This window comes from Streptomyces sp. NBC_01571 (assembly GCF_026339875.1).
Classification (GTDB): domain Bacteria; phylum Actinomycetota; class Actinomycetes; order Streptomycetales; family Streptomycetaceae; genus Streptomyces.
Map to the genome: position 1 here is coordinate 4,366,547 of NZ_JAPEPZ010000001.1, position 26,224 is coordinate 4,392,770.

Annotated in this window: 18 protein-coding genes; 5 read left to right on the forward strand and 13 right to left on the reverse strand. The window is 70.4% G+C overall.

Annotation, left to right across the window (positions count from 1 at the left end):
* Nucleotides 1-5: 5 nt before the first annotated feature.
* Complete coding sequence (locus OHB41_RS19550) at nucleotides 6-542, reverse strand: GtrA family protein (protein ID WP_266699512.1); 537 nt, start codon at nucleotides 540-542, stop codon at nucleotides 6-8.
* 144 nt (nucleotides 543-686) lie between these two features.
* Entirely contained in the window at nucleotides 687-5,627 is a 4,941-nt protein-coding gene (locus tag OHB41_RS19555; RefSeq protein WP_266699513.1) for an NAD-glutamate dehydrogenase, read from the reverse strand.
* Nucleotides 5,628-6,339: 712 nt separating this feature from the next.
* Between OHB41_RS19555 and OHB41_RS19560 the strand changes: the two genes are divergently transcribed.
* Nucleotides 6,340-6,906, forward strand: coding sequence for a DJ-1/PfpI family protein (locus OHB41_RS19560; protein WP_266699514.1), 567 nt, complete (start codon nucleotides 6,340-6,342; stop codon nucleotides 6,904-6,906).
* Between the two features lie 180 nt (nucleotides 6,907-7,086).
* Here the strand turns inward: OHB41_RS19560 and OHB41_RS19565 are convergent, their stop codons facing one another.
* Nucleotides 7,087-7,755: an HAD family hydrolase gene (locus OHB41_RS19565; protein WP_266699515.1), complete on the reverse strand. Its 669-nt coding sequence runs from the start codon at nucleotides 7,753-7,755 to the stop codon at nucleotides 7,087-7,089.
* 121 nt (nucleotides 7,756-7,876) lie between these two features.
* The gene (locus OHB41_RS19570) at nucleotides 7,877-8,392 is read right to left on the reverse strand and encodes a DUF6912 family protein (RefSeq protein WP_266699516.1); all 516 of its coding nucleotides are present in this window, start codon (nucleotides 8,390-8,392) and stop codon (nucleotides 7,877-7,879) included.
* A gap of 340 nt (nucleotides 8,393-8,732) precedes the next feature.
* Here OHB41_RS19570 and OHB41_RS19575 point away from each other — a divergent pair, with 340 nt between their 5' ends.
* Nucleotides 8,733-9,287 (forward strand): Rv3235 family protein, encoded by a 555-nt coding sequence (locus OHB41_RS19575; RefSeq protein WP_266699517.1) that lies wholly within the window; start codon nucleotides 8,733-8,735, stop codon nucleotides 9,285-9,287.
* Nucleotides 9,288-9,406: 119 nt separating this feature from the next.
* Here the strand turns inward: OHB41_RS19575 and secA are convergent, their stop codons facing one another.
* Nucleotides 9,407-12,217 carry a preprotein translocase subunit SecA gene (gene secA, locus OHB41_RS19580; RefSeq protein WP_266699518.1) on the reverse strand — a complete coding sequence of 937 codons (2,811 nt, stop codon included), beginning with the start codon at nucleotides 12,215-12,217 and terminating at the stop codon, nucleotides 9,407-9,409.
* Nucleotides 12,218-12,461: 244 nt separating this feature from the next.
* On the opposite strand from secA, the gene OHB41_RS19585 reads away from it, so the two are divergent.
* On the forward strand, nucleotides 12,462-13,046 hold the full coding sequence (locus OHB41_RS19585; RefSeq protein WP_266699519.1) for a GNAT family N-acetyltransferase: 585 nt from the start codon (nucleotides 12,462-12,464) through the stop codon (nucleotides 13,044-13,046).
* A gap of 134 nt (nucleotides 13,047-13,180) precedes the next feature.
* The gene (locus OHB41_RS19590) at nucleotides 13,181-14,371 is read left to right on the forward strand and encodes a winged helix-turn-helix domain-containing protein (RefSeq protein WP_266699520.1); all 1,191 of its coding nucleotides are present in this window, start codon (nucleotides 13,181-13,183) and stop codon (nucleotides 14,369-14,371) included.
* 75 nt (nucleotides 14,372-14,446) lie between these two features.
* Here OHB41_RS19590 and OHB41_RS19595 read toward each other — a convergent pair whose 3' ends face one another.
* The 8 genes from OHB41_RS19595 to mtnA all read right to left on the reverse strand — a co-directional run bounded on the left by OHB41_RS19595 (nucleotide 14,447) and on the right by mtnA (nucleotide 24,727).
* A complete protein-coding gene (locus OHB41_RS19595) occupies nucleotides 14,447-15,193 on the reverse strand; it encodes a response regulator (RefSeq protein ID WP_266699521.1) in 747 nt (248 codons plus the stop codon).
* 207 nt (nucleotides 15,194-15,400) lie between these two features.
* A complete protein-coding gene (hpf, locus tag OHB41_RS19600; RefSeq protein ID WP_451290316.1) occupies nucleotides 15,401-16,093 on the reverse strand; it encodes a ribosome hibernation-promoting factor, HPF/YfiA family in 693 nt (230 codons plus the stop codon).
* Between the two features lie 314 nt (nucleotides 16,094-16,407).
* Complete coding sequence (locus tag OHB41_RS19605; RefSeq protein ID WP_266699523.1) at nucleotides 16,408-17,340, reverse strand: ComF family protein; 933 nt, start codon at nucleotides 17,338-17,340, stop codon at nucleotides 16,408-16,410.
* 271 nt (nucleotides 17,341-17,611) lie between these two features.
* Nucleotides 17,612-19,456, reverse strand: a complete 1,845-nt coding sequence (locus OHB41_RS19610; protein WP_266699524.1) for an LpqB family beta-propeller domain-containing protein — start codon at nucleotides 19,454-19,456, stop codon at nucleotides 17,612-17,614.
* Nucleotides 19,446-21,539 carry an MtrAB system histidine kinase MtrB gene (gene mtrB / locus OHB41_RS19615; protein WP_266699525.1) on the reverse strand — a complete coding sequence of 698 codons (2,094 nt, stop codon included), beginning with the start codon at nucleotides 21,537-21,539 and terminating at the stop codon, nucleotides 19,446-19,448. Before mtrB ends, OHB41_RS19610 begins: the two co-directional genes overlap by 11 nt.
* 1 nt (nucleotide 21,540) lies before the next feature.
* A complete protein-coding gene (mtrA, locus tag OHB41_RS19620) occupies nucleotides 21,541-22,230 on the reverse strand; it encodes a two-component system response regulator MtrA (RefSeq protein WP_323138385.1) in 690 nt (229 codons plus the stop codon).
* Between the two features lie 343 nt (nucleotides 22,231-22,573).
* Complete coding sequence (locus tag OHB41_RS19625; protein WP_266699526.1) at nucleotides 22,574-23,062, reverse strand: hypothetical protein; 489 nt, start codon at nucleotides 23,060-23,062, stop codon at nucleotides 22,574-22,576.
* A 516-nt stretch (nucleotides 23,063-23,578) separates the two neighbouring features.
* Nucleotides 23,579-24,727 (reverse strand): S-methyl-5-thioribose-1-phosphate isomerase, encoded by a 1,149-nt coding sequence (gene mtnA / locus OHB41_RS19630; RefSeq protein ID WP_266699527.1) that lies wholly within the window; start codon nucleotides 24,725-24,727, stop codon nucleotides 23,579-23,581.
* A gap of 140 nt (nucleotides 24,728-24,867) precedes the next feature.
* On the opposite strand from mtnA, the gene OHB41_RS19635 reads away from it, so the two are divergent.
* Nucleotides 24,868-26,223 carry a DUF7847 domain-containing protein gene (locus OHB41_RS19635; RefSeq protein ID WP_266699528.1) on the forward strand — a complete coding sequence of 452 codons (1,356 nt, stop codon included), beginning with the start codon at nucleotides 24,868-24,870 and terminating at the stop codon, nucleotides 26,221-26,223.
* The last annotated feature ends 1 nt before the right edge of the window (nucleotide 26,224 follow it).

Genomic DNA, 26,224 nt, shown 5'->3' on the forward strand with positions numbered 1-26,224 from the left:
GTGCGTCACCCGGGCAGCTGCGGGTCGTGGGCAAGCTCTTGGCGGTCGCGTTTCGTCTGCTCGAACACCCATGTCCGGTACACCAGGAACCGGAAGGCCGAGGCCAGCACGATCGACAGCGCCTTGGCCAGGTTGGAGCCGAGCGGACCGCTCATGCCCAGGCCGTGGTAGGCGACGTAGAAGAGCGCGCTCTCCATGACGACGCCGATGCCGCTGAAGACGAAGAACAGGAAGATCTGCCGCCGGGTGCGCGAGGCCCGGTCGCGATAGGCGAAGAAGCGGAAGCCGAGGTAGTTGGTGCCCATGGCGACACAGCTGGCGATGACCGTGGCGACCATCGGGGCCCACTTCAGGCCGTGCAGAAGGAGATTGAAGACCAGGAAGTTGACCGCGACACCGCTGCCGCCGACGGCGCCGAACTTGACCACTTCGAGAGCGATGCGACGGGTCCGCGCGAAGGGCCCGCGGGGACCGGTGGGCGAGGGCTGGGCGGGCGCGGGGGCCCGGCGCCCGATACGGGCCCACCCCTCGGAGAGATTCACGGTCACAATTGTCCCTTTTATCAGCAATAGGTAAAAGCCAAGTCCGGTTCTTCCGTGAGGTCCATGAGAGATCGGCAAGAAAGACGGGGGCGCCCCCGGCCTCGTCGGCCGGGGACGCCCCCAGGAGTGTCGGGATCGTACGGACTACGAGTGCGTCCGCAGCAGGGTCCGCATCGTGCGCATCGCCACCGACAGGTTGGCGAGGTCGAACGAGTCGGAGCCCTGGATCTCCTCCAGAGTGGTGCGGGCGCGGCCCAGGATCGCCGCGTTCTTCTCCTCCCAGGCCTTGAAGCGCTGCTCGGGGGTCGAGGTGCCGTTGCCGACGGCGAGGACGTCGGCGGTGAGCAGGGCGTGGGCCGCGTACAGGTCCTCGCGGATCGAGGCGCGGGCCATGGACTGCCAGCGGTCGGCACGCGGAAGCTCGATGATGCGGTCCATGAGCTGGGTGATGCTCAGGCGGTCGGCGAGGTCGTAGTACACCTCGGCGACGGCCATCGGGTTCTTGCCCATGCGGTCGGCCACCGCGACGATGTCCAGCGTCGGGAAGGCCGAGGAGAACCCGGCCACCCGGGTGGCCAGCTCCTCCGGCACGCCCGCACCGGACAGCTCGTCGAAGATCCGCTGGTACCACTCCAGGTCCGCGCCGCGCAGCAGCTTGGGCAGCTCGCCCCAGACCTGCGCGACCCCCTCACGGAAGAACGAGATGTTCTCGGCGAGCTGGAGCGGCTGCGGCCGGTTGTTGAGCAGCCAGCGCGTACCGCGCTCGACGAGCCGGCGGGAGTGCAGCCGGATCCGCGTCTGGACATCGGCGGCGACGACATTGTCGAGCGCCTCCACCGCGTCCCACACCGTGCTCGACTCGAAGATCGTGCGGGCCGCGGTCTGCGCCCGGACGATCTCCTCGAGGGAGGCGCCCGTCTCCTCGCGCAGACGGTGCAGGAAGCTCGTACCGCCCGTGTTGACCGTGTCGTTGACCAGGACGGTCGTCACGATCTCGCGGCTCAGCGCGTGTCCCTCGATCTGCTCGCGGAACTTCTCCCGCAGCGCCGTCGGGAAGTACGCGAACAGCAGGCTCTGCAGATACGGGTCGTCGGGCAGCGAGGTGGCGAGCAGTTCGTCGGAGACCGTGATCTTCGTGTAGGCGAGGAGGACGGCCGTCTCCGGACCGGTCAGGCCCTGCCCGGAGTTGATCCGCTCGCGGATCTGCCGGTCGCTGGGCAGGAACTCCAGGGCCCGGTCGAGGTGGCCCTCCCTGACCAGGTGGCGCAGGAAGCGCTGCTGGGCGTGGAGCATGCTCCCGGACTGGGCGAGCGCGTTGGAGATCGCCACGTTCTGCGCGTAGTTGTTGCGCAGCACCAGACGGCCGACCTCGTCGGTCATCTGGGCGAGCAGCTTGTTGCGCTGCTTGACGGTCAGATCCCCGTTGGCCACCACGGCGTTGAGCAGGATCTTGATGTTCACCTCGTGGTCGGAGGTGTCCACGCCCGCGCTGTTGTCGATGGCGTCCGTGTTCACCTTGCCGCCGTGCTGCGCGAACTCGATCCGGCCGAGCTGCGTCAGGCCCAGGTTGCCGCCCTCGCCGACGACCTTGACGCGGAGGTCGGCGCCGTCGACCCGGATCGCGTCGTTGGCCTTGTCGCCGACGTCCGCGTGCGACTCGGTGGACGCCTTGACGTAGGTGCCGATGCCGCCGTTCCACAGCAGGTCGACCGGCGCCTGGAGGATCGCCTTCATCAGGTCGGCCGGGGTCATCTTCACGATCCCGGACTCGATGCCGAGGGCCTCGCGGACGTGGGAGTTGACCGGGATCGCCTTGGCGGTCCGCGGGAAGACGCCGCCGCCGGCGGAGATCAGCTCGGTGTCGTAGTCGGCCCACGAGGAGCGCGGCAGCTCGAAGAGGCGGCGGCGCTCGGCGTACGAGGTCTCCGCGACCGGGGTCGGGTCGAGGAAGATGTGCCGGTGGTCGAAGGCCGCGACCAGCCTGATGTGCTCGCTGAGCAGCATGCCGTTGCCGAACACGTCACCGGACATGTCACCGACACCGACGACGGTGAAGTCCTCGGTCTGGGTGTTCACGCCCAGCTCGCGGAAGTGCCGTTCGACGGACTCCCACGCACCGCGGGCGGTGATGCCCATCTTCTTGTGGTCGTAACCGGCCGAACCGCCGGAGGCGAAGGCGTCCCCGAGCCAGAAGTCGTAGCTCTCGGCGACCTCGTTGGCGATGTCGGAGAAGGTGGCGGTGCCCTTGTCGGCGGCGACCACCAGATAGGTGTCGTCCTCGTCGTGCCGGACCACGTCCGCCGGGGGCACGATCTCACCGGCGACCATGTTGTCGGTGATGTCGAGCAGCGCGGAGATGAAGGTCCGGTAGCTGCGGATGCCCTCCGCGAGCCATGCGTCACGGTCCACGGACGGGTCGGGCAGCTGCTTGGCGACGAAGCCGCCCTTGGCGCCGACCGGCACGATGACGGTGTTCTTCACCATCTGCGCCTTGACGAGCCCGAGGATCTCCGTCCGGAAGTCCTCCCGCCGGTCGGACCAGCGCAGGCCTCCGCGGGCCACCTTGCCGAACCGCAGGTGCACACCCTCCACCTTCGGCGAGTACACCCAGATCTCGTACGCGGGGCGCGGCGCCGGCAGGTCCGGGATGGCCTGCGGGTCGAACTTCATGGAGACGTACTCGTGCGGCTTGCCGCCCAGCGCCTGCTGGAAGAAGTTGGTGCGCAGCGTCGCCTTGATGACCGTGAGGAAGGACCGCAGGATCCGGTCCTCGTCGAGCGAGGCGACCTGGTCCAGGGCGGCGTCCAGCTCCTCCATCAGGGCGTCCGTCAGCTCGACACCGGCGTGCTGGCGCTCCGGTGCCATCCGCGCCTCGAAGAGCGAGACGAGCAGCCGGGTGGTGTGGACGTTGTTGCGGAGGGTGTCCTCCATGTAGTCCTGGCTGAAGGTCGACCCGGCCTGGCGCAGGTACTTGGCGTACGCGCGCAGCACCATCGCCTGCCGCCAGGTCAGCCCGGCGCTCAGCACGAGGGCGTTGAAGCCGTCGTTCTCGGCCTCGCCGATCCAGGTGGCGGCGAAGGCCTCCTGGAAGCGCTCGCGGCCGTCGTCACCGAGGTAGTCGCCGTTGCCGTTCAGGAACTTGGGCAGACGCAGCCCGAAGTCGTAGATCCACGCCGTCGTACGGTCCGAGCAGCGCAGTTCGTAGGGGCGCTCGTCGGTGACCTCGACGCCGAGGCGGTTGAGGGCAGGCAGGACCGCGGAGAGGGAGACCTGCTCGCCGGTGCGGTAGATCTTGAAGCGGCGCTCGCCGGGACCGGCGCCCACCGGCTCGTACAGGCTGAGCGCGAAGTCCTTGGTGTCGTCGTCGGTGAGCTTCTCCAGGTGGACCAGGTCGGCGACGGCGGCCCGCGGGGTGTGGTCGGCCTTGTAGCCCTCGGGGAAGGCACCGCCGTAGCGGCGGAGCAGCTCGGCCGCGCGCTCCTCACCGCACTCGGCGTTCAGCGCCTCGGCGAAACCGTCGGCCCAGGAACGGGCGGCCTCGACGAGCCGCACCTCGAGCCTGTCCTTGTCGGCGTCGCTGAGCTGCGCCAGCTCGGTGCCCTGCGGGACCCGGACCACGAAGTGCAGCCGGGAGAGGATCGACTCGGTGTTCCAGGCCGTGAAGTCGACGCTGCTGCCGCCGAGTTCCTCCTTGAGGATGTCGATGATCCGCAGGCGTACGCCGGTGGTGTAGCGGTCGCGCGGGAGGTAGACGAGCGCCGAGTAGTAGCGCCCGTACTCGTCCTGGCGCAGGTAGAGCCGCAGCCGCCGCCGCTCCTGGAGGTAGAGCACGGAGGTGACGATGGAGCGCAGCTCGTCGGGGGGCGTCTGGAAGAGCTCGTCGCGGGGGTACGTCTCCAGGATCTGCAGCAGGTCGCGGCCGTCATGGCTGTTGGGCGAGAAGCCCGCGCCCCTGAGGACCTCCTCGACCTTGCGGCGGACGACGGGAACGCGCCGTACGGACTCGGTGTAGGCGGCCGAGGAGAACAGGCCGAGGAAGCGCCGCTCGCCGACGACGTTGCCGTCGGCGTCGAACTTCTTCACGCCGATGTAGTCGAGGTAGGACGGCCGGTGCACGGTGGCGCGGCTGTTGGCCTTGGTGAGCACCAGGAGCTTGTGCTCACGGGCCTTGGCGCGGGCGTCGGCGGGCAGCCGCTCGAAGGAGGGGCTGACGGGGTGGCTGTCGTCGCCGGCGTGCTGCGGGTCGGAGCGCAGGATGCCGAGCCCGGTCCCGGGCACGGCCGCCAGCACATCGTCGTCGCGCAGCTCGTATTCCCGGTACCCGAGGAAGGTGAAGTGGTCGTCCGAGAGCCAGCGCAGCAGCTCACGGGCCTCTTCGACCTCCCGGTCGCGCAGGTCCCCGGCGGTCGGCTCGGCCGGCAGTTCCTCGGCGATGCGCAGCGAGGCGTCGCGCATCTTCTCCCAGTCCTCGACGGCCTCGCGGACGTCGGACAGGACACGCAGCAGATCGGCGGTGATCTGCTTCAGGTCGGCCCGGTCGGTCTCGCGGTCGATCTCGACGTGGATCCAGGACTCGATGTGCGCGTCGTGCGACAGCTCGTCGGCGACAGGCCGGCCGGGCAGCACCTCGATGAGCTCGCCGGTCACGTCACGCCGGACGACGACCTGCGGGTGGATGACGAGGTGGATGCCGCGCCCCTGCCGGGACAGCTCGTTGGTGACCGAGTCGACGAGGAAGGGCATGTCGTCGGTCACGACCTCGACGACGGAGTGGCTGCAGGTCCAGCCGTTCTCCTCGACGGTGGGCGTGTGCACGCGGACGCTGGCCGTGCCCTGGGGGCGGTTCTCGGCCAGGCGGTAGTGCGAGAAGGCGGCTCCGAAGACGTCGACCGGGTCGCGGTCGGTCAGGTCCTCCGGGGCGGTGTGCAGGTAGTAGCGCTGGAGGAACGCGAGCACGGTCTCCCGGTCCGGGGTGCCCCCGCCCGTCTTCACGGTCGGTAGGTGCCCCCCGACCGGACTGTTCTCAGCTACCCGGGCGGCCCGTTCGAGCAGCTCGGCCTTTGCTTCGTCCAGCTTGGTCTGCATTGTCCTCTGGCTCCTGTCGCGCGCCATTGCGTGACGTAGAAGGAAGTACGGTCTCTTCTCCGACGTGACGCCGTGACGCGGGGTGTCCGGTCTGGTCCGACGCTATGCCGCATGGAGAGATGAGCGGGGGGATATCGGCCATGTTCGGCATCCCTGGAGACTGTGACGCTGCTCTCGGCGACGTCCGTCCACGGGGTGTCATCGGCATACGGAGTGCGCTTGCCGCTCCGTCCCGCCCGCGAAGGTCAGCGACTGACGCCCGGTCACGGATGTCGTCCGTGGTCTCCGGGCGCGGGGCAGGGGCGACGGCGCCCCCGCGAGATATCGCGCTGATCACGCCACCAGGCTATCGCTCCTCACCCCGGACTCGTCATGAGCCGTATGTGTACAAAACCGGGGGTCGAACTTTGACAGTCTGCACAGGGACGAAAGGGACGGTAACGTGCAGTGCGGGCCACGGGGGCTGCCGACGCGGGCCCCGTACGGGCGGTCGGCACGGCTCGCGAGCCCCCTGGAGAGGCGCGGGGAACGCGCGACCGGACGACCCGGCCATGAGTGCCCCGCGAGCCGCCACACGCCCCGCGGTGCCCCGGCGAGCCGCCGCTCCGTGTCCGAAACACCTGCACGCCCCCTTGGCAGACCCCGCCCGCGGAGGCACGTTGCCCAGGACGGCTGACGAAGACGCACCCACGGCTTCACAGAGCGGAGCGACATGGCAGCGAAGATCCTGATCGTCACCGGTGACGCGGCGGAGTCACTGGAGGTCCTGTACCCCTACCAGCGCCTGCGCGAGGAGGGCTACGAGGTCCACATCGCGGCCCCCAGCCGCAAGAAGCTCCGTTTCGTGATCCACGACTTCGAACCCGGCTTCGACACGTACACCGAGAAGGCCGGCTACACCTGGCCCGCCGATCTCGCCTTCAGCGAGGTAGATCCCGGCCAGTACGTCGCCCTGGTGATCCCGGGCGGCCGAGCCCCCGAGTATCTGCGGGGCGACCCCGAACTCCGCAAGATCCTCAGGTCCTTCTTCGAGGCGGACAAGCCCGTGGCCCAGATCTGCCACGGGCCACTCCTCACGGCCTCCGTCGACGCCCTGCGGGGGCGCCGTGTCACGGCGTATCCGGCACTGGAGCCGGACATGCAGACCGCCGGCGCGACCTTCCAGGACACGGAGACGGTGGTCGACGGCACGCTCGTCTCGGCGCGCGCCTGGCCGGACCACTCCAGCTGGATGCGCGAGTTCCTCACGGTACTGCGCGCGAAGGCGCCGGTGAGCTGACGGCGGTGAGCAGGCGCCGGTGAGCAGACGGCGCGCGGGCCGTACGGGTGGGGCGCAGAGCGCCGTACGAGACGGCCGTGGGGCCCGTACGCGGCGGGCTCGAGGCCCTTGCGGGCCGGGCGCGAGGCCCGTACGGGTCCTCTCTTCCCGGCGTACCGGCCGCCCGGCGTCGCTGCCAGGTCAGGCCGCCAGCCGCTCGGCCTCCTGGACCGCCTCGGCCAGGCTGTCCACCACGGGCACTCCCACCACTTCGAGGCTGGCGCGGCCGTGCGATCCGCCGGTGTAGAGCACGGCCCGGGCCCCCACGTGCAGCGCGGCGACCGCGTCGTCGGCGGCGTCCCCGATCACGACCGTGCGCCGCGGGTCCACCCCGGCGAGCGCGCCGATGTGCCGCACCATGTGCTCCGCCTTGCTTCCGCCGGACGGTCCTGTCCGCCCCTCCACCCGTACGAAGTGCGGCTCGATCCCGAAGCCTCTGACCAACGGGACCAGCTCGTCGTGGACGTACATGCTCAGCAGTGACTGGCTGTGCCCCGCCGACCGCCACCCGGCGAGCAGTGTCGCCGCCCCCTCGGTCAGCTCGCAGGCCGTGCGGTGCTGCGTGTAGTACCGATGGAAGGTCTCGTCCATGATCTCCCACTCGGCGTCCGTCGGCAGCCTCCCCATCAGCCGCTCGTAGAACTTCGGCACCGGAACGCAGTACAACGCCCGGTACCGCTCCAGCGTGATCGGTTCCAATCCCAGTTCGGCGAACGCCGCGTTCGTCGCCCCGATGATCGCGGTGTTGTCGTGGAACAGAGTCCCGTTCCAGTCCCACACGATGTGCGCTGCTGTTCCGTGCTTCCCCATACCAAGAACGTACCCGGCCCCGCCGACATCGTCGTGCCGCGTCGGACCGGACACCTGTGCGCGGCGCGTCCGTACGCGCGGCGGCTTCGGGACGGGCGGCGGGAACGGGACGGACGACGCCTCAGTCCCCGAGTCCCACCAGGTTGGGGATCTCCTGCGTCGCGAACCACAGCAGCTCGTGGTCCTCGGCCCCGTCCACGACGAACTGCGCGTCGTCGTCCCCGTGGTCGGCCGCCCCGAGCGCCCGCACAGCGGCTGCCACGTCCTCCTCGGCGTCGTCGGCGTCGACGTGCACCGCGGCCGCCTTGGCCAGGGCCACCGCCCCGGACACCCGCACCTCACCGAGCGCCACCGGATCGAGCCCCCGGTCGGGATCCGCGACCGCCGCGCGGTCGGGGACGTCGACGGCGACGACCACCCGGCGCCGCGCGGTGTCCCGCTCCCCCGCGAGCAACCGGAGCGAGGCCAGCGCGGCCCGGTTCAGCGCCGCGTACTCGAGCTCCTCGATGTCGTCGGAGAGATACCACTCGCGCAGGGCGGGCGTGACGGCGTACGCCACGAACGGTCCCGCTCCCAGTTCCCCCGTCTTGTACGCCTCGGCGAGACCGGAGAGGGTCAGGGGGACGTAGACGCGCATGGCTGGCCGCTTTCGTAGTCGGGAGCTCCAGGGTGGCCGGGGAGCTCCTTGGAGGGCTGTCCCGCACCTCCCGGGAGGGCCTTCAGGATACGTGCGGGCGTCCTCTTTCGGGTCCCGGCCCCCACTGCCCCCGGCGTCCACACCCGGCCCGCGATTCACCCGGTACGCCCCTTTCGCGCCAAGGGTCCCGCACCCGCCGACCACCCTGATAGGTGAATCCCACGGCCACCGCGACATGCGCCGGACATCCTTGCGGGCCCCCGCTCCCGCCTCGTACAAGATCTCCAACACGAAAGTTACCGCCCGGTACCGACCGGGCCGCAGCGAACGGGGACGACGTATGAACAAGGTGATGACCAGGACGCAGCGCCGCCCGGGCACCCGCCCTCCCGGCCGTCAGGACACCCGCCGCCCGGGCACCACCCCGCCCCGCGCGCCGGGCGGCGGCGCTCCGCGCACGGCCCCCGCGGGCAGCCCGCCGCCGTCCTCCCCGCGGACGACACCGGTCCCGTCCCCCTACGCGGCCGGAACCCGGCAGGGCCCCGCTCCGCAGCCCCGGCCCACCGACCTCTTCGCCGACCGCCTGCTCGCCGTGCTGAGCGGTCAGCGCCCCGTCCACTGCATGCTGCGCCACACCGCGGGCCGCGCCTACGACGAGCTCGCCTGGCTCGCCGAACGCGGCCGGCTGCGCACCCGCGGCAGCCGGCCGGTCGTCCGCGACATCGGCTACTACGTCCCCCGCCCCGGCGCGATCGAGGCCTTCGCCCGCATCGGCGCGGGCGACCGGATCCGTGCGATGGCCTTCCGCCTGGAGCAGGGCCCCGACCTCCGCTGGCGGTGCACGGCGGTGGAACTGGGCGGCCCCCGCATGCCCCTCGCCGCCGACGACGGCTGAACACCACGAAGGGCCGGACACCCGAGGTGTCCGGCCCTTCGACCCATCAGCCCGTCACGGCGTGGCCCCGCCGGACCGGTCAGCCCTCACGGACCGCTCGGCCCTTCCGGGCGCGGCCGTCACTTCTTGCGGCGGCGGCCGATGCTCTTCTGCTGCTTGCGGCGCTCGGCGCGCGTGAGGCCGTCCGCCTCGGAGCGCACCGGCTCGTCGTCGTTGGCGAAGTCGCCCTCGACCACGCCGCCCTCACCGTCCACGGTGGGCGCGGAGAAGTGCAGCCGGTCGGGACGCTGCGGAGCGTCGAGCCCCTTGGCGCGGATCTCGGGACGCGCACCCGCGGGGACGACGTCCTCCTTCTCCAGCGACGGCGCGGCGTCCTCGACCGGGACCTCCTCGACCTGCTGCTCGACCTGGACCTCCAGGTTGAACAGGTAGCCGACGGACTCCTCCTTGATGCCGTCCATCATGGCGCCGAACATGTCGAAGCCCTCGCGCTGGTACTCGACCAGCGGGTCCTTCTGCGCCATGGCGCGCAGACCGATGCCCTCCTGGAGGTAGTCCATCTCGTAGAGGTGCTCACGCCACTTGCGGTCCAGCACGGAGAGCACGACCCGACGCTCCAGCTCGCGCATGATCTCGGAGCCGAGCTGCTCCTCGCGCGCCGCGTACTGCTCGTGGATGTCGTCCTTGATGGACTCGGAGATGAACTCGGCGGTCAGACCGGCGCGGTCACCGGCCGCCTCCTCCAGCTCGTCCACGGTGGCCTTCACCGGGTAGAGCTGCCTGAAGGCGCCCCACAGACGGTCGAGGTCCCACTCCTCGGCGAAGCCCTCGGCGGTCTCGGCCGCGATGTACGCGTCGATCGTGTCGTCCATGAAGTGCTGGATCTGCTCCTGCAGGTCCTCGCCCTCCAGGACACGGCGGCGCTCGCCGTAGATGACCTCGCGCTGGCGGTTGAGCACCTCGTCGTACTTCAGGACGTTCTTGCGGGTCTCGAAGTTCTGCTGCTCGACCTGCGACTGGGCGGACGCGATCGCGCGCGTGACCATCTTGTTCTCGATCGGCACGTCGTCCGGCACGTTCGCCATCGACATCACGCGCTCGACCATCTGGGCCTTGAAGAGGCGCATCAGGTCGTCACCGAGGGAGAGGTAGAAGCGGGACTCGCCCGGGTCGCCCTGGCGGCCGGAGCGGCCGCGCAGCTGGTTGTCGATGCGCCGGGACTCGTGGCGCTCGGTGCCCAGTACGTAGAGGCCGCCGAGGTCCTTGACCTCCTCGTTCTCCGCCCTGACGGCCTGTTCGGCCTTCTCCAGGGCGGCGGGCAGGGCGGCGGCCCACTCCTCGATGTGCTCCTCGGGGTCGAGGCCGCGCTGACGCAGCTCGGCCTCGGCGAGGTCCTCGGGGTTGCCACCGAGCTTGATGTCGGTGCCTCGGCCGGCCATGTTCGTGGCGACGGTCACGGCGCCCCGGCGGCCCGCCTGGGCGACGATCGTGGCCTCGCGGTCGTGCTGCTTGGCGTTCAGCACCTCGTGCTGGATGCCGCGCTTGGAGAGCTGCTGCGAGAGGTACTCGGACTTCTCGACCGACGTCGTACCGACGAGGATCGGCTGGCCCTTCTCGTGCTTCTCCGCGATGTCGTCGACCACCGCGTCGAACTTGGCCACCTCGGTGCGGTAGATCAGGTCCGACTGGTCCTTGCGGACCATGGGCTTGTTGGTCGGGATCGGGACGACACCGAGCTTGTAGATCTGGTGGAACTCGGCGGCCTCGGTCATCGCCGTACCGGTCATGCCGGAGAGCTTGCTGTAGAGGCGGAAGAAGTTCTGCAGGGTGATCGTGGCGAGGGTCTGGTTCTCGTCCTTGATGTCCACCCCTTCCTTCGCCTCGATCGCCTGGTGCATGCCCTCGTTGTAGCGGCGGCCGGCGAGGATACGGCCGGTGTGCTCGTCGACGATCATGACTTCGCCGTCGATGACGACGTAGTCCTTGTCCTTCTTGAAGAGTTCCTTGGCCTTGATGGCGTTGTTCAGGTAACCGACGAGCGGGGTGTTCACCGACTCGTACAGGTTGTCGATACCCAGCCAGTCCTCGACCTTGGCCACGCCGGGCTCGTGGATGGCGACGGTGCGCTTCTTCTCGTCGACCTCGTAGTCGCCGGTCTCCTCGATGCCCTTGAGCGGGTTGCCGGCCTCGCCCTTCTTCAGGCGGGTGACCAGCTTGGCGAAGTCGCCGTACCACTTGGTGGCCTGGTCGGCCGGGCCGGAGATGATCAGCGGCGTACGGGCCTCGTCGACGAGGATGGAGTCGACCTCGTCGACGATCGCGAAGTTGTGACCGCGCTGGACGAGTTCGTCCTGGGCCCACGCCATGTTGTCGCGCAGGTAGTCGAAGCCGAACTCGTTGTTCGTGCCGTAGGTGATGTCGCACGCGTACTGCTCGCGGCGCTGGGCCGGCGTCATGTTGGCCAGGATGCAGCCGACGCTCAGGCCCAGGAACTTGTGGACGCGGCCCATCATTTCGGAGTCGCGCTCGGCCAGGTAGTCGTTGACCGTGATGAGGTGGACGCCGTCTCCGGAGAGGGCGTTCAGATACGCGGGCAGCGTGCCGACCAGGGTCTTGCCCTCACCGGTCTTCATCTCCGCGACGTAACCGAGGTGGAGCGCGGCGCCACCCATCATCTGCACGTCGTAGTGACGTTGGCCGAGGACGCGCTTGGCGGCCTCGCGGACCGTGGCGAACGCCTCGGGCAGCAGGTCGTCGAGGCTTTCGCCGTCGGCGTACCGCTGCTTGTACTCATCGGTGAGGGCCCGCAGCTCGGCGTCGGAGAGGTCGACGAAGTCCTCTTCGATGGAGTTGACCTGGTCCGCGATGCGGTGCAGCTTGCGCAGGATCTTGCCTTCGCCTGCACGCATGATCTTCGAGAGGACGGACACGGGGGTTTGTCTCCTTGCCGGTCGGGCCTGGGACGGTCGGTTTCAATGACGGTGTCAAGAGCAGCTTGAGCAACGGCCATCGTAAGCGAGGACCCCACCGCACCGGGAGGTCTGCCCACGACAGCCACTAGGACAACGGACAGGGGTTGCGTAAGGTGCCGCGTCCACGCTGCGAAACGTAACCGAAGCATCACCCACGGCAAAGGAATGGCGCCCTTACGGCAGCCCGAGCAGAATCGGCCCGATGGACCCCGTCACGCTCACCACCGACCGTCTGCTCCTGCGCACCGTGGGCTCGCACGACACCGACGCCGTGTTCGACGCGGCCCAGGATCCCGACATCCAGCGCTGGACCACGATCCCGTCGCCGTACCTCCGCGAGCACGCGGCGGGGTTCACGGACCAGATGGTGCCCGACGGCTGGGCGGACGGCTCCATGTTCACCTTCGGCGTCTTCCTCCCTTCCGGGGAACTGGTGGGCATGCTCGGCATCACCATGCGGTCCCTGGGCGTCGGCGAGGTCGGCTTCTGGGCCACGAAGGAGCACCGCGGCAACGGCTACCTCACCGAAGCCACCGTCGCCGCCTCCCGCTGGGCGTTCACCAGCCTCGCCGTCGACCGCGTCGAATGGCGCGCCGAAGTCGGCAACCAGGGCTCCCGCGCGGTGGCCGAACGGGCCGGCTTCACCGTGGAGGGCACGCTCCGCTCCGCCATCAACAACAAGGGCGTACGCCGCGACTGCTGGATCGGCTCCCTGCTCCCCTCGGACCTGGGCCTGCCCTCGACGGCGCCGTACCTGCCGGGTCCCTCCGGCGCGCCGAACACCTGAAACGGGGACAGCCCGCGCGACGCCGGCCCGTCCGTGTGTCCCGGCCACCGCCCGGGCGCGTCGGCGGCGGGCTCCCCGGCGCCCGGACCACGGGCCCGGCCCCCACTGTCAGTGCCACCGCCTATCGTGCGGGCATGACGAGTTTCCCGGGTCCCGCCACCGACCTCTCCGCCGACGAGGCCCGCCGCATCGCCCTCCGCGCCCAGGGTTTCCTGGGCGCCCCGGACCGCAGGTCCGGCGTCCGCGGAGTCCTGCGGCACCTGGGCGCGGTCCAGCTCGACACGATCTCCGTCCTCGCCCGCTCCCACGAACTCATCCCGTACGCCCGGCTGGGCGCGGTGGGCCGCAGCACGGTGGACGAGGCGTACTGGACACCGGGGACCGGCGGCGCCCCTCACGCCTTCGAGTACTGGTCCCACGCGGCCTGCATCCTCCCCATCGAGGAGTGGCCCCACTTCGCCTTCCGCCGCCGCGCCTACCGCGCCCGCCCGCACTGGAACCACGCCCTGCCGGACGGCACCTACGACCAGGTCATCAAGCAGCTCCGCACCGAAGGCCCCCTCACGGCCACGGACTTGGGCGGCGCGAAGAAGACCAGCGAGTGGTGGGACTGGTCGGGCACGAAGGTCGCCGTGGAGCGCGCGCTGATGTACGGCGAGGTGGTGTGCACCGAGCGCCGCGGCTGGAAGCGGGTGTACGACCTCGCGGAGCGCGCCGTCCCCGACGCCCTGCTCCATGACCAGCTGGACGACGCGGAGTGCCTGCGCCGCCTGGTCCGCCTCGCGGGCCAGTCCCTGGGCGTCGGCACCCGCGCGGACATCGCCGACTACCACCGTCTCAGGGGCGAGCAGGTCGACGCGGTGATCGCGGACTCGGGGCTGGTCCCGGTGGCCGTGGAGGGCTGGGGCAAGCCGGCATGGGCCGATCCGGCCGCCCTGGAGACAACGCCGCGCGGCCGTCACCGTACGACGCTGCTGTCCCCGTTCGACTCACTCGTCTGGGAGCGGGCCCGGACGGAGCGCATCTTCGGCTTCACCCACCGCCTGGAGGCGTACACGCCCAAGCCGAAGCGGGTCTACGGCTATTTCGCGATGCCGGTCCTCGCCGGCGGCCGGCTGGTCGGCCGGGTGGATCCCGCCCGGGAGGGGCGCACCCTGGTCGCCAAACAGGTCACCCTGGACGGCGCCAAGGCGGTGCCCGCCGTGGCCCAGGCCCTGGTGGAGGCCGCGAGCTGGGTGGACTGCACGAGCGTGCGCGTGGAGCGGGTGGACGCGCCCGAGCTGCGCGACCCGCTGACGAGGGAGCTGACGCGCGCCCTCGGGTGACGACAGCGGACCGGCCTCTCACCACCCCGTGCACCACGCCGCGCACCACCCGCAGCATGGCGCGGTGCGCGGCGGCTAGCGGATCTCGAGGATCTTCTCCCGCATCGCGTACACCACCGCTTCCATCCTGGAGTGCAGCTGGAGCTTCTCCAGGATGTTGCGCACGTGGTTCTTCACCGTGTTCTCGGAGATGAACAACTCCTTGGCGATGTCCCGGTTGTTCATGCCGGTCGCGACGAGCTTGAGAACTTCCAGTTCGCGATCGGTGAGCCGCGGCGCGGGCACCAGCCGGCGCTCGTCGGTCCGCTGGATCATCGACTTGAACTCGGTGAGCAGTTTCGACGCCATCGAGGGGCTGATCTGCGACTGGCCGTCCGCCACCGCGCGAATGGCCGTGGCCACCTCGTCCGTGGAGATCTCCTTGAGGAGATATCCGGTCGCACCGGCCTTGATCGCGTCGTAGAGGTCGGCCTCCTCGTCGCTGATCGTCAGCATGATGATCTTCGCACTGGGGGCCACCTCCTTGATGGAGGTGCATGCCTCGATGCCGCCCCGTTTCGGCATGCGTACGTCCATCAGCACGATGTCCGGGAGCAGGTCGGCCGCCTTGTCGACCGCCTCCGCCCCGTCACCCGCCTCGCCGACGACCTGGATGTCCTCCTCGGCCGCGAGCACGATCTCCAGACCGCGGCGGAAGAGGGCGTGGTCGTCCACGACGAGGACACGGATGGGCTCCTTGCGCGAGGCGCCCGCGTCCGGGCTCGCGCCGACGACCCCGCCGTCGGCATCCTCGACACGCATCGGTCCGAAGCTGTCCGCCATCGTTCCTCCCCCTGAAGGCCGTGGCCTGTGTTCCTGTGCCATCGCCAACCCAAGGCAACGGCCCCCCGGTTGGGGCCGGTGCGGCCATGATTTCATGCCCGGACGACAGTGGGGTGACAGAGCGGGTCGCGAAGTGGTCGCACACCGGTGCCCCTGGGGGCGCACGCGCGCACCAGGGGCACCGGCTCAGTCGTCATCGGGGCGGATCTAGCCGCCGAGCGCACCGCCCGGCGCGGCCGATCCGGCCTCGGTGACCATCGGGTCCGTATTGAGGTGGATGACGCCGTAGTCGTACGCGTGCCGCCGATAGACGACACTCGGCTCCTTGGTCTCGGAGTCGACGAACAGATAGAAGTCGTGCCCGACCAGCTCCATCTCGTAGAGCGCCTGGTTGAGCGTCATCGCGGCGGCCACGTGGGTCTTCTCCCGGACGACGAGGGGTCCTTCTCCCATGACCTCGAGGGAGCCGATCTTCTTGGTCGGCACGCTGTCGGGCTCGTCCTCGTGGACAACACTCCCGTTCCCGTTCAGTGTCGCGGCACCAGGGACGTGGTCGGCGACCTCGGCGGCCGAGAGCCGGCCGTTGCCACGGCGGGTGTAGCGCTTGTCGTGCTGCTTGCGCAGCCGGGCTTCGAGCTTGTCCGCCGCCAGGTCGAGTGCTGCATACGGGTCGCTCGCCGCTGCCTCCGCCCGGATCACCGGACCGCGGGAGCGGAGCGTGATCTCCACTCGGTCACAACGGTCGGCCTGCCGGGGGTTGGGCTCCTTGGACACCTCGACGTCGAGGCTGATCACCTTGCCATCGAGCTTCTGGATCTTCTCCAGCTTCAGCTTCTCGGCCACGTGCTTGCGGAACCGCTCGGGCACCTCGGTCTTGCGGCCCTTGACGACGATGTCCACGCAGAACTCCGTTCCCGGATAGCCCCGCTCCACAGGCGGAGCATCTCCCTTTTGCACCAGATCCCGGTGAGCCCCGGAACCTCGGACTCGGTGACTTTCACCTCCTCCTCCCCCATGGGCAAGATCTACATCCCATGGCGGGCGGGTGATTCAGAAACCCGCAGCACGGCATTCGGATATACGAGGTGTGGCCAGCGCCGTTGCCTCACAACCGAACATATCTCGCGCGGACGGATGTCGTCACCCTCTACTGCGGCGTACCTCCGTTCAGGTGAATTGACCTGGTCATTACCAGCAACGACGGAAGTTCTCAGTCAGTTCCGGTTGATTTCGAAACCATCCGGCGACGCCGCGACCACAGCGGCACAAATCATGGCGCCGGCTTCGTACGCGTCCGTCTTTCCCCGGGCTGCCGGATTTCGGTCCTCGCCCTCTGTCGTTGCCTCAGTCATCCGTTTCCCCGCTCGTCTCCGGATCCGTTCCTCCGTTGCTTCCCCGGCTTCTCTCCCGTATGCATCGGCGCCCGCCACCGCCACCCGTACGGCGCGCGCCGCCTCCGCCAAGGAGGCTCCCGTGGTCATCAGGTCGTCCACCAGCACCACCCGGCCGGCGCCCGCCAGCAGCCGATCGCCTCCCGTGGCGACCTCCAGCGCGCCCGCGAGATTGTGCCGCCGTTGCCGGGAGTCGAGTCCCGCCTGGTCGGCCACGGCGCGTCGCTGCCGCAGCACGGCCAGCACCCGGACCGGCGCCCCCGTGCGCCGCATTTCCCCGGCCGCCGCGAGAGCGATCCGGCGCGCCGGATCGTGGCCGCGCGCCCGCACCGCCCGCCGCGAGGAGGGCACGGGAACCAGCAGCACGGGTCCCCGCCCGCCGGCGGACCCCGGCCACCCGCTCCCCTCGCTCGGAGGCCCGTCCGAGGCCGTTCGACGCCGGTGCGGGTGCGGGAGGCTCGGATGTCCCAGAGCCGCCCTCACAGCCCCCGCCAGGGCCGTTCCCAGTGGTGTCGCCAGTGTCAGTGCCCCCCGTTCCTTGTGCGCGAGGAGTGTCGCGCGCACCTCGTCCTCGTACGGGGCCGCCGCGTGCACGACCGGCAGCCCGGGCGGCGCCGGATCCGGGCGCACCCGGCGCGGTGCGGCCCCGCTCAGGGCGGCACGGCACTCCGGGCAGAGCACCGCGCGAGGTCTCCCGCAGCCTCCGCACTCGGCCGGCAGCACCAGGTCGGTGAGGTCCTGCCACCACGCCCGCATGTCCTCCACTGTGCCAACACCACGGCCGACCGGCCACCCCTGTGGACAACCGCCTGTGGACAACCGGACACCCGTCACCCGCGGGGCTGACCCTCGACCAGGACACCTGACGGACCGACCCGCGGAGCCACACGGAGCCCCGGAGCCCCACGGACCACGAACGGGCCCTCACAGAACGCGATCAGGGCCGCCCCGGAACCACGGGACGAGCCCACCACGACACGGATCACGAGACGGAGGGAGACACGGACACGGCGGAGAACCGAGCCGACTACCCGGGGTAGACCGGCGCCGTGCCGTTCTTGACGACCTTCTGCCACTGCTCCCCGGAGGACAGCCGCACGATCCCGTCCTCCTCCGAGTGCGCCACCAGCGGCAGCCGCTCGTCCTCGGACGCGGCGATCTCCTTCACCCCCGTCAGCGCGGACGGCGCGGCGCCCACTGGAGTGGAGCCGTCGACCTGGACGTACCGCATCTGCAGCACCCCCTCGGACTCCCGCCCGACGACCACGAGCCGGCTGTCCCCGGCCCATGACATGGCCGTGACCTCCTCAAGCTGCGGTGCGACCGAGTGCAGTTCGAGAACCGAGACGCCGGCCCGCTGATCGGCCTTGGGGTCCCGGTCGATGCGCCCGATCTGCAGGGAGCTCTTGCCGTCCTTCTCGACGATCAGCGCGATCCGCACCCCGTCGGCGGCCACCCGCACCGCCTGGATCCGCCCGTCGAGTCCCGGCGTCGAGACCTCCAGCGGTTCGCCCGCGCCCTTCTCCAGCAGCAGCAACCGGGGTTTCGCGGGATCGCGGTCCGCCACCCACAGGTCGCCCCGCCCGTCCCAACTGGGGCTCGTCAGCCGGTCCTGCGGCGTCTTGCCCTGGCTGCGCAGCACCGCGTCCCCGAGCGAGGCGCCCGACACCAGCGAGCCGACGTACAGCGAACTCCCGTCGGCCGACACGCCGGCCGCGCTGTCCTCGTCCCGTGACACCGCGGCGGCCCGCAGCTTCCTGCCGCCGTCGCCCAGCGCGCCGGGCACCGGCTCGGGCTCCTTGCCGCCGCCGGCGCTGGGCAGCCGTACGAGGCGCTGCTTGCCGTCGATGAAGTACTCGAACTGGGGATGCTCGGCCGTACCGTGCGAGGCGATGATCTCGGCGTGGTTCTCGGTGAGCACGCACAGCTGCGAACCGTTCGAACGCTGCAGCTCCACCTCGTCGACCCCCGTGGGCGTCAGGTCCCGGAAGGTGAGCAGGAGTTGGGCCGCCATCCTTTCGCACTGGGCCTCATTGACGTGGTCGGCTCTGCGGTTCAGCGGGACCGTCACCCGGTTGCGGTCGTCGGGCGACAACGAGGTGACGCCCTCCTTCAGATCCGTGCCGGACGGGAAGCTCGACGTCACCACCGGATCGAGCCAGCGCGTGGGCCCCTTCAACAGCGCCCGGGCCATCTCGGTCATCGGGTCCACCTTCTCGCGCACGTAGACCGGATCGGCGACGGTCCCCAGCTGTCCGGCCGCCCCTACGGGCGCGTTCGAGGCGAAGTAGTACTTGTTGACGGACACGTAGTTGCGCTGGAAGTCGGAGTTGCCCATCACCACGCCCTGCGGCAGCCCGTCGATGCGCCACTGCTTGGTGTCCTTCTGCCGGGTGAGGTGCACCGTCGCGTGGTAGGCGGCCGAGTCCGGCGTGTACGCGTGCTGGTCGTTGACCGTGGCGACCTTGGTCCCGGCCAGCACGTACGAGTAGCTGCCGTCGCTGCCGTCCGCGTTCACCTGCTGCTGGCGGTTGGCGTCGGGGCCGTCGGTGAGGACGGTGGTGGAGCTGAAGGGGTCCCAGGTCTTGCGGGCGGCCGACGTCAGATACTTGAGCGCCGTCTTGTACTGCGCGTCGTCACTGGTCAGTGCCTCCAGGAAGCCCTGCACGATCTCGGCGGGCCGGGCGTCCTCGCGCGGCGGCAGCGCGAAGACGCGGACCTGCGAGTCCTGCCGCGGCGTGGACTCGACGCCGCGCAGATCCCCGCTGTCCGGCATCGAGGCGCACCCCGTCAGCAGCAGCGCACCGCAGCCGAGGTACACCCCCACGCGTACGGGACGCAGCCGGCCGCTCCCCTCGCGGTCAGCGCCCACGGAATGTCTCCCCTTGTCCGAGCTCTTCGTGCTGCCCGAGCTCCTCGTGCTCGCCGCGGTCCTCCGCGGTCCGCTCCCCACCCGCGGCCGGTGTGCCGTCCGGCCGTCGCACGGCCCCGGCGGGCCGCGGTACCACGCGTGCGCCGTTGCCCGGCAGCGCCGTCGGATCGGCCGTGGGCGACACCCCGGCCATCCGCGACTCCATGGACGTGCGCGGCGGCATCGGGGGCGGCGCGTGACCGCCCGTGGACTGCGCCGGCACGGTGGCGAGTTTGCCGCCACCGCCGGAGGGCAGTCCCGCTTCGCTCAGTCCACGATTGCGCCGTGAATCCTTGGGCTCCAGGGGTATCGGGGACCCCCGCAGCGGCTCGTCCGCGGTCCGCGGCAGCGTCAGCCTGAACTGCGACCCACCGCCGGGTTCGCCCCACGCCTGGAGCCAGCCGCCGTGCAGCCGGGCGTCCTCCAGGGCGATCGACAGCCCGAGCCCGGTACCGCCGGTGGTCCGCGCACGGGCCGGGTCCGCGCGCCAGAAGCGGCTGAAGACCCGGGTCGCCTCGCCGGGCTTGAGGCCCACGCCGTAGTCGCGCACCGCGATCGCGACCGCTCCGCCCGCCGCGGCCAGCTTGACCACGACCTCCTTGCCGTCGCCGTGCTCCACGGCGTTGACGACGAGATTGCGCAGCACCCGCTCCACCCGCCGGGCGTCCGCCTCGGCGATCACGGGCTGCGCGTCGCCGACGATCCGTATCGGGGATCCCTTGCGCTCGGCGAGCGGCTCGGCTCCGCTGACCACCCTGCGTACGACCTCCCTGAGGTCGATCGCGTCGGCCTCCAGCGCCGCCGCGCCCGCGTCGAACCGGCTGATCTCCAGCAGGTCCGCGAGCAGTGTCTCGAAACGGTCCAGCTGGTCGGCGAGCAGCTCGGCCGACCGGGCGGTCATCGGATCGAAGTCCACGCGCGCGTCATGGATGACGTCGGCCGCCATCCGGACTGTCGTCAGCGGCGTACGCAGCTCGTGCGACACGTCCGACACGAAGCGGCGCTGCATCCGCGACAGGTCCTCGAGCTGCTGGATCTTCAGCTGGAGGTTCTGCGCCATCTTGTTGAAGGCCTCGCCGAGCCGCGCGATGTCGTCCTCACCGGTGACCTTCATCCGTTCCTGGAGGTGGCCGGCGGACAGCCGCTCGGCGATGCCGGCCGCCATCCGCACCGGCGTGACGACCTGGCGCACCACGAGCCACGCGATGGCCCCCAGCAGCACCACGACGAACAGCCCGGCCGTAGCGAGCGTTCCCTTGACGAGGCTCAGCGACTTCTCCTCCTGCGTCAGCGGGAAGAGGTAGTACAGCTGGTACGGGTCTCCGTTGGGGTCGTTGACCTGCTTGCCGACGACCAGCGCGGGCTGCGACTGCGTGCCGTCCTTGTAGACGACACGGGTGTAGCTCTGGGCCGCCAGCGTGCTGCTGTCGACGCGGGCCCGCAGGTTCTCCGGCACGCTCAGGGTCGGATCGACGTCGCCGGAGGAGCGCGGGCCGAGCCCGGCGCCGCCGGAACCGGCCGCGGTGGAACTGAGCGTCACCACGTCGAAGGCACCCTGGCCACCGCTGGAGAGGGACACCACGAGGTCGCTCATCCACTGGCTTACGTTCTTGGAGGGGCGGTCGTCCGTGCCGGACCCGGCGTCACCGTTGGCCGTGGCGGTGGCGTCCGCCTTCTGCTTGGCCACCGAGAAACCACCGGTCGCCTGGCTCTGCGACGCCTTCACCTTGGCGTCCAGCAGACCGTTGCGCACCTGCCCGATCACGACGAAGCCGAGCAGGAGGACGACGCCCAGCGACATCAGGAGCGTCGTGACGACGATCTTGAGCTGGATGTTGCGCCGCCACAGCCGCATCACCGGCAGCAGCGGACGGCGCACCCAGCGCATGAGCAGCCGGAGGATCGGGCTGCCCTTGACTCCGCCCTGGAGCAGCCCGCCCGCCATGAGCCGCTCCCAGCCGGAGCCCGTCATGGTCCGGCCGACAGGCCGCTCCGCGCGGTTCCCCGGCTGTCCGGGCGCCGAAGCGGCACTGTCCCTGGACACGTCAGCTCGGTCCCGCCTTGTAACCGACTCCGCGGACGGTCACCACGATCTCCGGCCGCTCCGGGTCCTTCTCGACCTTGGAGCGCAGCCGCTGGACGTGGACGTTCACCAGACGGGTGTCCGCCGCGTGCCGGTAGCCCCACACCTGCTCCAGGAGCACCTCACGCGTGAACACCTGCCAGGGCTTGCGCGCCAGCGCCACCAGGAGGTCGAACTCCAGCGGCGTCAGCGCGATCGACTGCCCTTCCCGCTTCACGGAGTGACCGGCGACGTCGATCACGAGGTCGCCGATGGCCAGCTGCTCCGGCGCCGGCTCCTCGGAACGGCGCAGCCGCGCCCTGATCCGTGCCACCAGCTCCTTCGGCTTGAACGGCTTCACGATGTAGTCGTCGGCACCCGACTCGAGGCCCACCACGACATCGACGGTGTCGCTCTTCGCCGTGAGCATCACGATCGGCACCCCGGACTCCGCCCTGATCAGGCGGCACACCTCGATGCCGTCCCGGCCGGGAAGCATCAGGTCCAGAAGCACCAGATCGGGCTTGGTCTCACGGAAAGCGGCCAGCGCCTTGTCGCCGTCGGCTACGAAAGACGGCTCAAAACCTTCACCACGCAACACAATGCCGAGCATCTCGGCCAGTGCGGTGTCGTCATCGACGACAAGGACTCGTCCCTTCATGTACGACATCATCCCATTCTCATAACGGTGAAGGAGGTGCAGGTGAGCAGGCTCACTGACCTGTGACGATAGTCGTACGGGGCCGTCACTGTCTGCCCCTGTCCGTCGACGTCGATGTCAGCGGCGGATGCCGGCCTGCTGGCCTGTGGGAGCGCGCAGCCTTTCGGCTTGGACGCCTGGGGGGCGGTGGACGCCAACCTAGTGCCGGTGGTGGGTCGGCGGTGGGGCCGGCCTGGTGACAGCAGTAGCTACCTGGCTCGCCGGCCGCAGCCAGGCGCTTGGGCAGTCGGCTGATCAGCGCGGGGACGGGCCCACGGGGTGGCCCTTACCGTCCGGTGCTACCTGCGGTGTCTCTCTAGTGCACGTTCCCCTTGCAGTCGGCACCGATCCGGAGCTCGTGCATCGGCTCGCCCTTGACGACGAATCCTGATCCGGTGGTGCGGGTGACGAAAACCGACCAGGTACCACGGGTGAGCCGGCTCTCGTCGGTACCCCCGGAGCGGACCGACTTCCAGCCCTGTGCCCGCAATGCCGCAGTCACGTCCTCACGGGAGTGCGGATCACTCCTCGTCGGCACCCAGCCGACGAGAGAGATCATGCAGAGGTCACCTGACGGCGTCTCCTTGCCTCCGCCTTCCATGGCGCCGGGTACTTTCGCCTCCGCGACTGCTTGGAGCAGCTCCGTGCGAGTTGTCTCGTACTCGGTGCGGCGATGCCCCTCCGAAGGGTCCGCGCTCACCTTCGGCCGGTTGGAGGAAGGCTGGGGAGCCTTGGCGGTCCCGCAGCCTGCGATCAACGCGATCAGGGGCAGAACGCAGACGAGACGGGGTATGGCATGACGCATGCCCGAGATCTTAAGACGCTGGTCAGCGGGCTGGGACGCGCCAAACAGGAGACAAGGGTCACGGACGGTTTCTGGAAGCCGTGGGCCGAAGGCAAGAGCCCTCCGCCCTGTCCCGCGAGGCCGTAGGCCACCTGCCGGGGCCGAGGCGTTGCCGCTGAGGCCGGCGGAGCGTGGGGGAGCCGCGGGACCGACGAGGGTGCGGCGGTGTTCTGGCATCCCAAGTGCGCCACGGCTGAGGCCTGCCGGATGCTGCGGGCTGCGGCCGGGCGGGGGCTCCCCTCGCCACCCGAAGGATGGGGCGTGAGGGGCTCGGGAAGATGAGTCCGAAGGGGCTCCGGAAGTCCTGCGGAACGCTCCTGGCGCATCTCCGGGTGCATCCGCGGGTCACCAAGGCGATCTTGCGGCGCAGCCGGATCCCGACGTCCAATGTTGCAGGCGTTGGATGTCACGGCCCCTCTCCCTGCGATCGTCGCAGGTGGAGGGGCCCTTTCGTCCGCTAGCGCGACATCATCCCATTCACTGGATCGCTACCTGGCGTGACCTGTCACACAGCTCGGCAAGCGCCTCAGCCGTCACGGGCGAAATCACGCCCTCTTCGGTCACGATCGCCGTCACCAACTCGGGCGGCGTCACATCGAATGCCGGGTTGTACGCCTGGGTTCCCAGGGGTGCCACCGGTATCCCGCCTCCCGCCTCCACTCCCACCACCGGCACCTGCGGCGCTGTGAGCTCGGTCACTTCGTGACCGGCGCGCTGCTCGACCTCGATGGACGCTCCGTCCGGGGTGTCCAAATCCACCGTCGTCAGCGGCGCCACCACGATGAACGGCACATGGTGGTACCTGGCCAGCACCGCGAGCGGATAGCTCCCCACCTTGTTCGCCACCGAACCGTCGGCGGCGATCCGGTCGGCCCCTACGAGCACCGCGTCCACCTCACCCGCCGCGAACAGGGATCCCGCCGCGTTGTCCGTGAGCAAGGTGTACGCCATTCCGTTGCGCGCCGCTTCGTAAGCCGTCAGGCGAGCACCTTGCAGCAACGGACGCGTTTCATCCACCCACAGCCGCCGCAACTGCCCCGCCCGGTGCGCCGCGAGGGCCACCGCGAACGCCGTGCCCTCCCCTCCGGACACCAGCGCCCCGGTGTTGCAGTGGGTCAGAATCCGGTGGCCGCCGCCCGGCAGCAGCTCGTCCAGCAGCGCCAGCCCGTGCACGGCCATCCGGGCACTGGCCCGGGCGTCCTCCCGGTGCAGCGCCCGTGCCGCGGCGAGCGCCGCCTCCCCGGCCGCCCGCTGATCACCGCCGTCCGCGAGTGCTCCTCGGTACGCGGCCTGCGCCCGGCGCACCCCCACGGCGAGGTTCACCGCCGTCGGCCGGGCCCCGGCCAGCGCACGGGCGGCGTCCTCGACGTCGAAGCCGCGCACGGCGGCGAGCGCGACACCGTACGCCCCGGCGATGCCGAGCAGCGGCGCACCGCGCACGGCCAGCGTGCGGATGGCCTCCACCAGCGCGGGGGCATCCGTGCACACCAGCTCGACCTCCTCGGCCGGCAGCCGCGTCTGGTCGAGAAGGACCACTACAGGCCCTTCGGGTGGTTCGTCCCAGCGGATCGCAGGTATCTCCATCGGCCCGTCGTGCTCGCGGGATTGCGCGTACTGATCAGCCATCCGCCCAGTCTGCCCCGTACCCGGCGGACAATTGAAGATGTGCAGCCCATACTGCGGCCGGTCCCTGCCGGGCACACCGTGGCACGATGGCTGCCAACCTGCCGCCGCGTCCCGCGGACGGGCACCGTGAAGGAGCGACGATGAACGACACTCCGGGCTGGGCCTCGCCCGGATCCGCCCCCTCCGACGGGCAGGAGCCGGACGGCTCCGGCACCGCGCAGCCCACGGAGCGGCCCTCGGACCCGAGCGGCACCAACCAGCCGGAGCCGCCGTCGAAGTGGTCCAAGGAGCAGCCTCCGGCCGGCCAGTGGTCCGCCCCGAGCCCCCAGGGGCCCGGCCGGACCCCGCCACCGTCCCCGCCCGGCTCCGGCTGGGGCGCCGGCCGGCCTCCCGGCCCGGGGGGCCCGGCAGGTCAGGGCGGCGGCTACGGAGCCTGGGGCGGCTCCGGCCGCGGGCCGGGGGGTCCCGCAGGCTGGGGCGGCAACTGGGGCGGGCCGCCCCCCGCCGCCAAGCCCGGCGTCATCCCGCTGCGCCCGCTCGGCGTCGGCGAGATCCTCGACGGCGCGGTCTCCACGATGCGCACGTACTGGCGCACGGTGCTGGGCATCTCGCTGACCGTCGCCGTCGTCACGGAGGTCGCGGTCGTCCTGCTCCGGGGCTTCTTCCTGGACGACAACACCGGCGCCGACGCCCTCAACGACCCGAGCGCCACCGTCGGCGAACTGAGCCACGCCCTCGGGGCCGCCATGCTCAGTTCCGGCGTCGTCCTGCTCATCACCCTGCTCGGCACCATCGTCGCGACGGCGCTGCTCACCTCCGTCACCAGCCGCGCGGTGCTCGGCAAGCCCGTCACCGCCACCGAGGCCTGGCGGGACGCCCGGCCGCAGCTGCTGAAACTGTTCGGTCTGACCTTCCTGCTGCCGCTCCTCGCCTGCGCGATCATCGGCGTCGGTGTCCTGCCGGGTGTGATCATCGCGTTCGCCGGCGCGAGCGGCGCCGGCGCCGCGCTCGCCGTCCTCGGCGGACTCGGCGCGGCCGTCGTCGCCCTCTGGCTGATGATCCGCTTCTCGCTCGCCTCGCCCGCGCTCATGCTGGAGAAGCAGGGCGTCCTCAAGTCGATGAGCCGCTCCGCGAAGCTCGTCCGCGGCTCCTGGTGGCGGATCTTCGGCATCCAGCTGCTCGCCACGATCATCGCCAACATCGTGGCGGCGATCGTCGTCGTCCCGTTCTCCATCCTCGCCGCCGCCCTCAGCGGCAACGGCATCAGCGGCTTCCTCAACAGCGGCAACGGCAGCCTCGGCTGGACGTTCCTCGTCATCAGCGGGATCGGCTCGGTCATCGGGTCCATGCTCACCTTCCCGATCACCGCGGGCGTCACCGTGCTCCTCTACATCGACCAGCGCATCCGCCGCGAGGCCCTCGACCTCGATCTGGCCCGCGCCGCCGGCGTACAGGACTACGGATCCCACGCCCCCGGCACCACTGCGGGGAGCTGAC

Bases quoted from the DNA above. Each gene is read 5' to 3' on its own strand.
- OHB41_RS19555 (WP_266699513.1), bottom strand. From the start codon at position 5,627: ATGCAGACCAAGCTGGACGAAGCAAAGGCCGAGCTGCTCGAACGGGCC.
- OHB41_RS19560 (WP_266699514.1), top strand. From the start codon at position 6,340: ATGGCAGCGAAGATCCTGATCGTCACCGGTGACGCGGCGGAGTCACTG.
- OHB41_RS19565 (WP_266699515.1), bottom strand. From the start codon at position 7,755: ATGGGGAAGCACGGAACAGCAGCGCACATCGTGTGGGACTGGAACGGG.
- OHB41_RS19570 (WP_266699516.1), bottom strand. From the start codon at position 8,392: ATGCGCGTCTACGTCCCCCTGACCCTCTCCGGTCTCGCCGAGGCGTAC.
- OHB41_RS19575 (WP_266699517.1), top strand. From the start codon at position 8,733: ATGAACAAGGTGATGACCAGGACGCAGCGCCGCCCGGGCACCCGCCCT.
- OHB41_RS19585 (WP_266699519.1), top strand. From the start codon at position 12,462: ATGGACCCCGTCACGCTCACCACCGACCGTCTGCTCCTGCGCACCGTG.
- OHB41_RS19590 (WP_266699520.1), top strand. From the start codon at position 13,181: ATGACGAGTTTCCCGGGTCCCGCCACCGACCTCTCCGCCGACGAGGCC.
- OHB41_RS19595 (WP_266699521.1), bottom strand. From the start codon at position 15,193: ATGGCGGACAGCTTCGGACCGATGCGTGTCGAGGATGCCGACGGCGGG.
- OHB41_RS19605 (WP_266699523.1), bottom strand. From the start codon at position 17,340: ATGCGGGCGTGGTGGCAGGACCTCACCGACCTGGTGCTGCCGGCCGAG.
- mtrA (WP_323138385.1), bottom strand. From the start codon at position 22,230: ATGATGTCGTACATGAAGGGACGAGTCCTTGTCGTCGATGACGACACC.
- OHB41_RS19625 (WP_266699526.1), bottom strand. From the start codon at position 23,062: ATGCGTCATGCCATACCCCGTCTCGTCTGCGTTCTGCCCCTGATCGCG.
- mtnA (WP_266699527.1), bottom strand. From the start codon at position 24,727: ATGGCTGATCAGTACGCGCAATCCCGCGAGCACGACGGGCCGATGGAG.
- OHB41_RS19635 (WP_266699528.1), top strand. From the start codon at position 24,868: ATGAACGACACTCCGGGCTGGGCCTCGCCCGGATCCGCCCCCTCCGAC.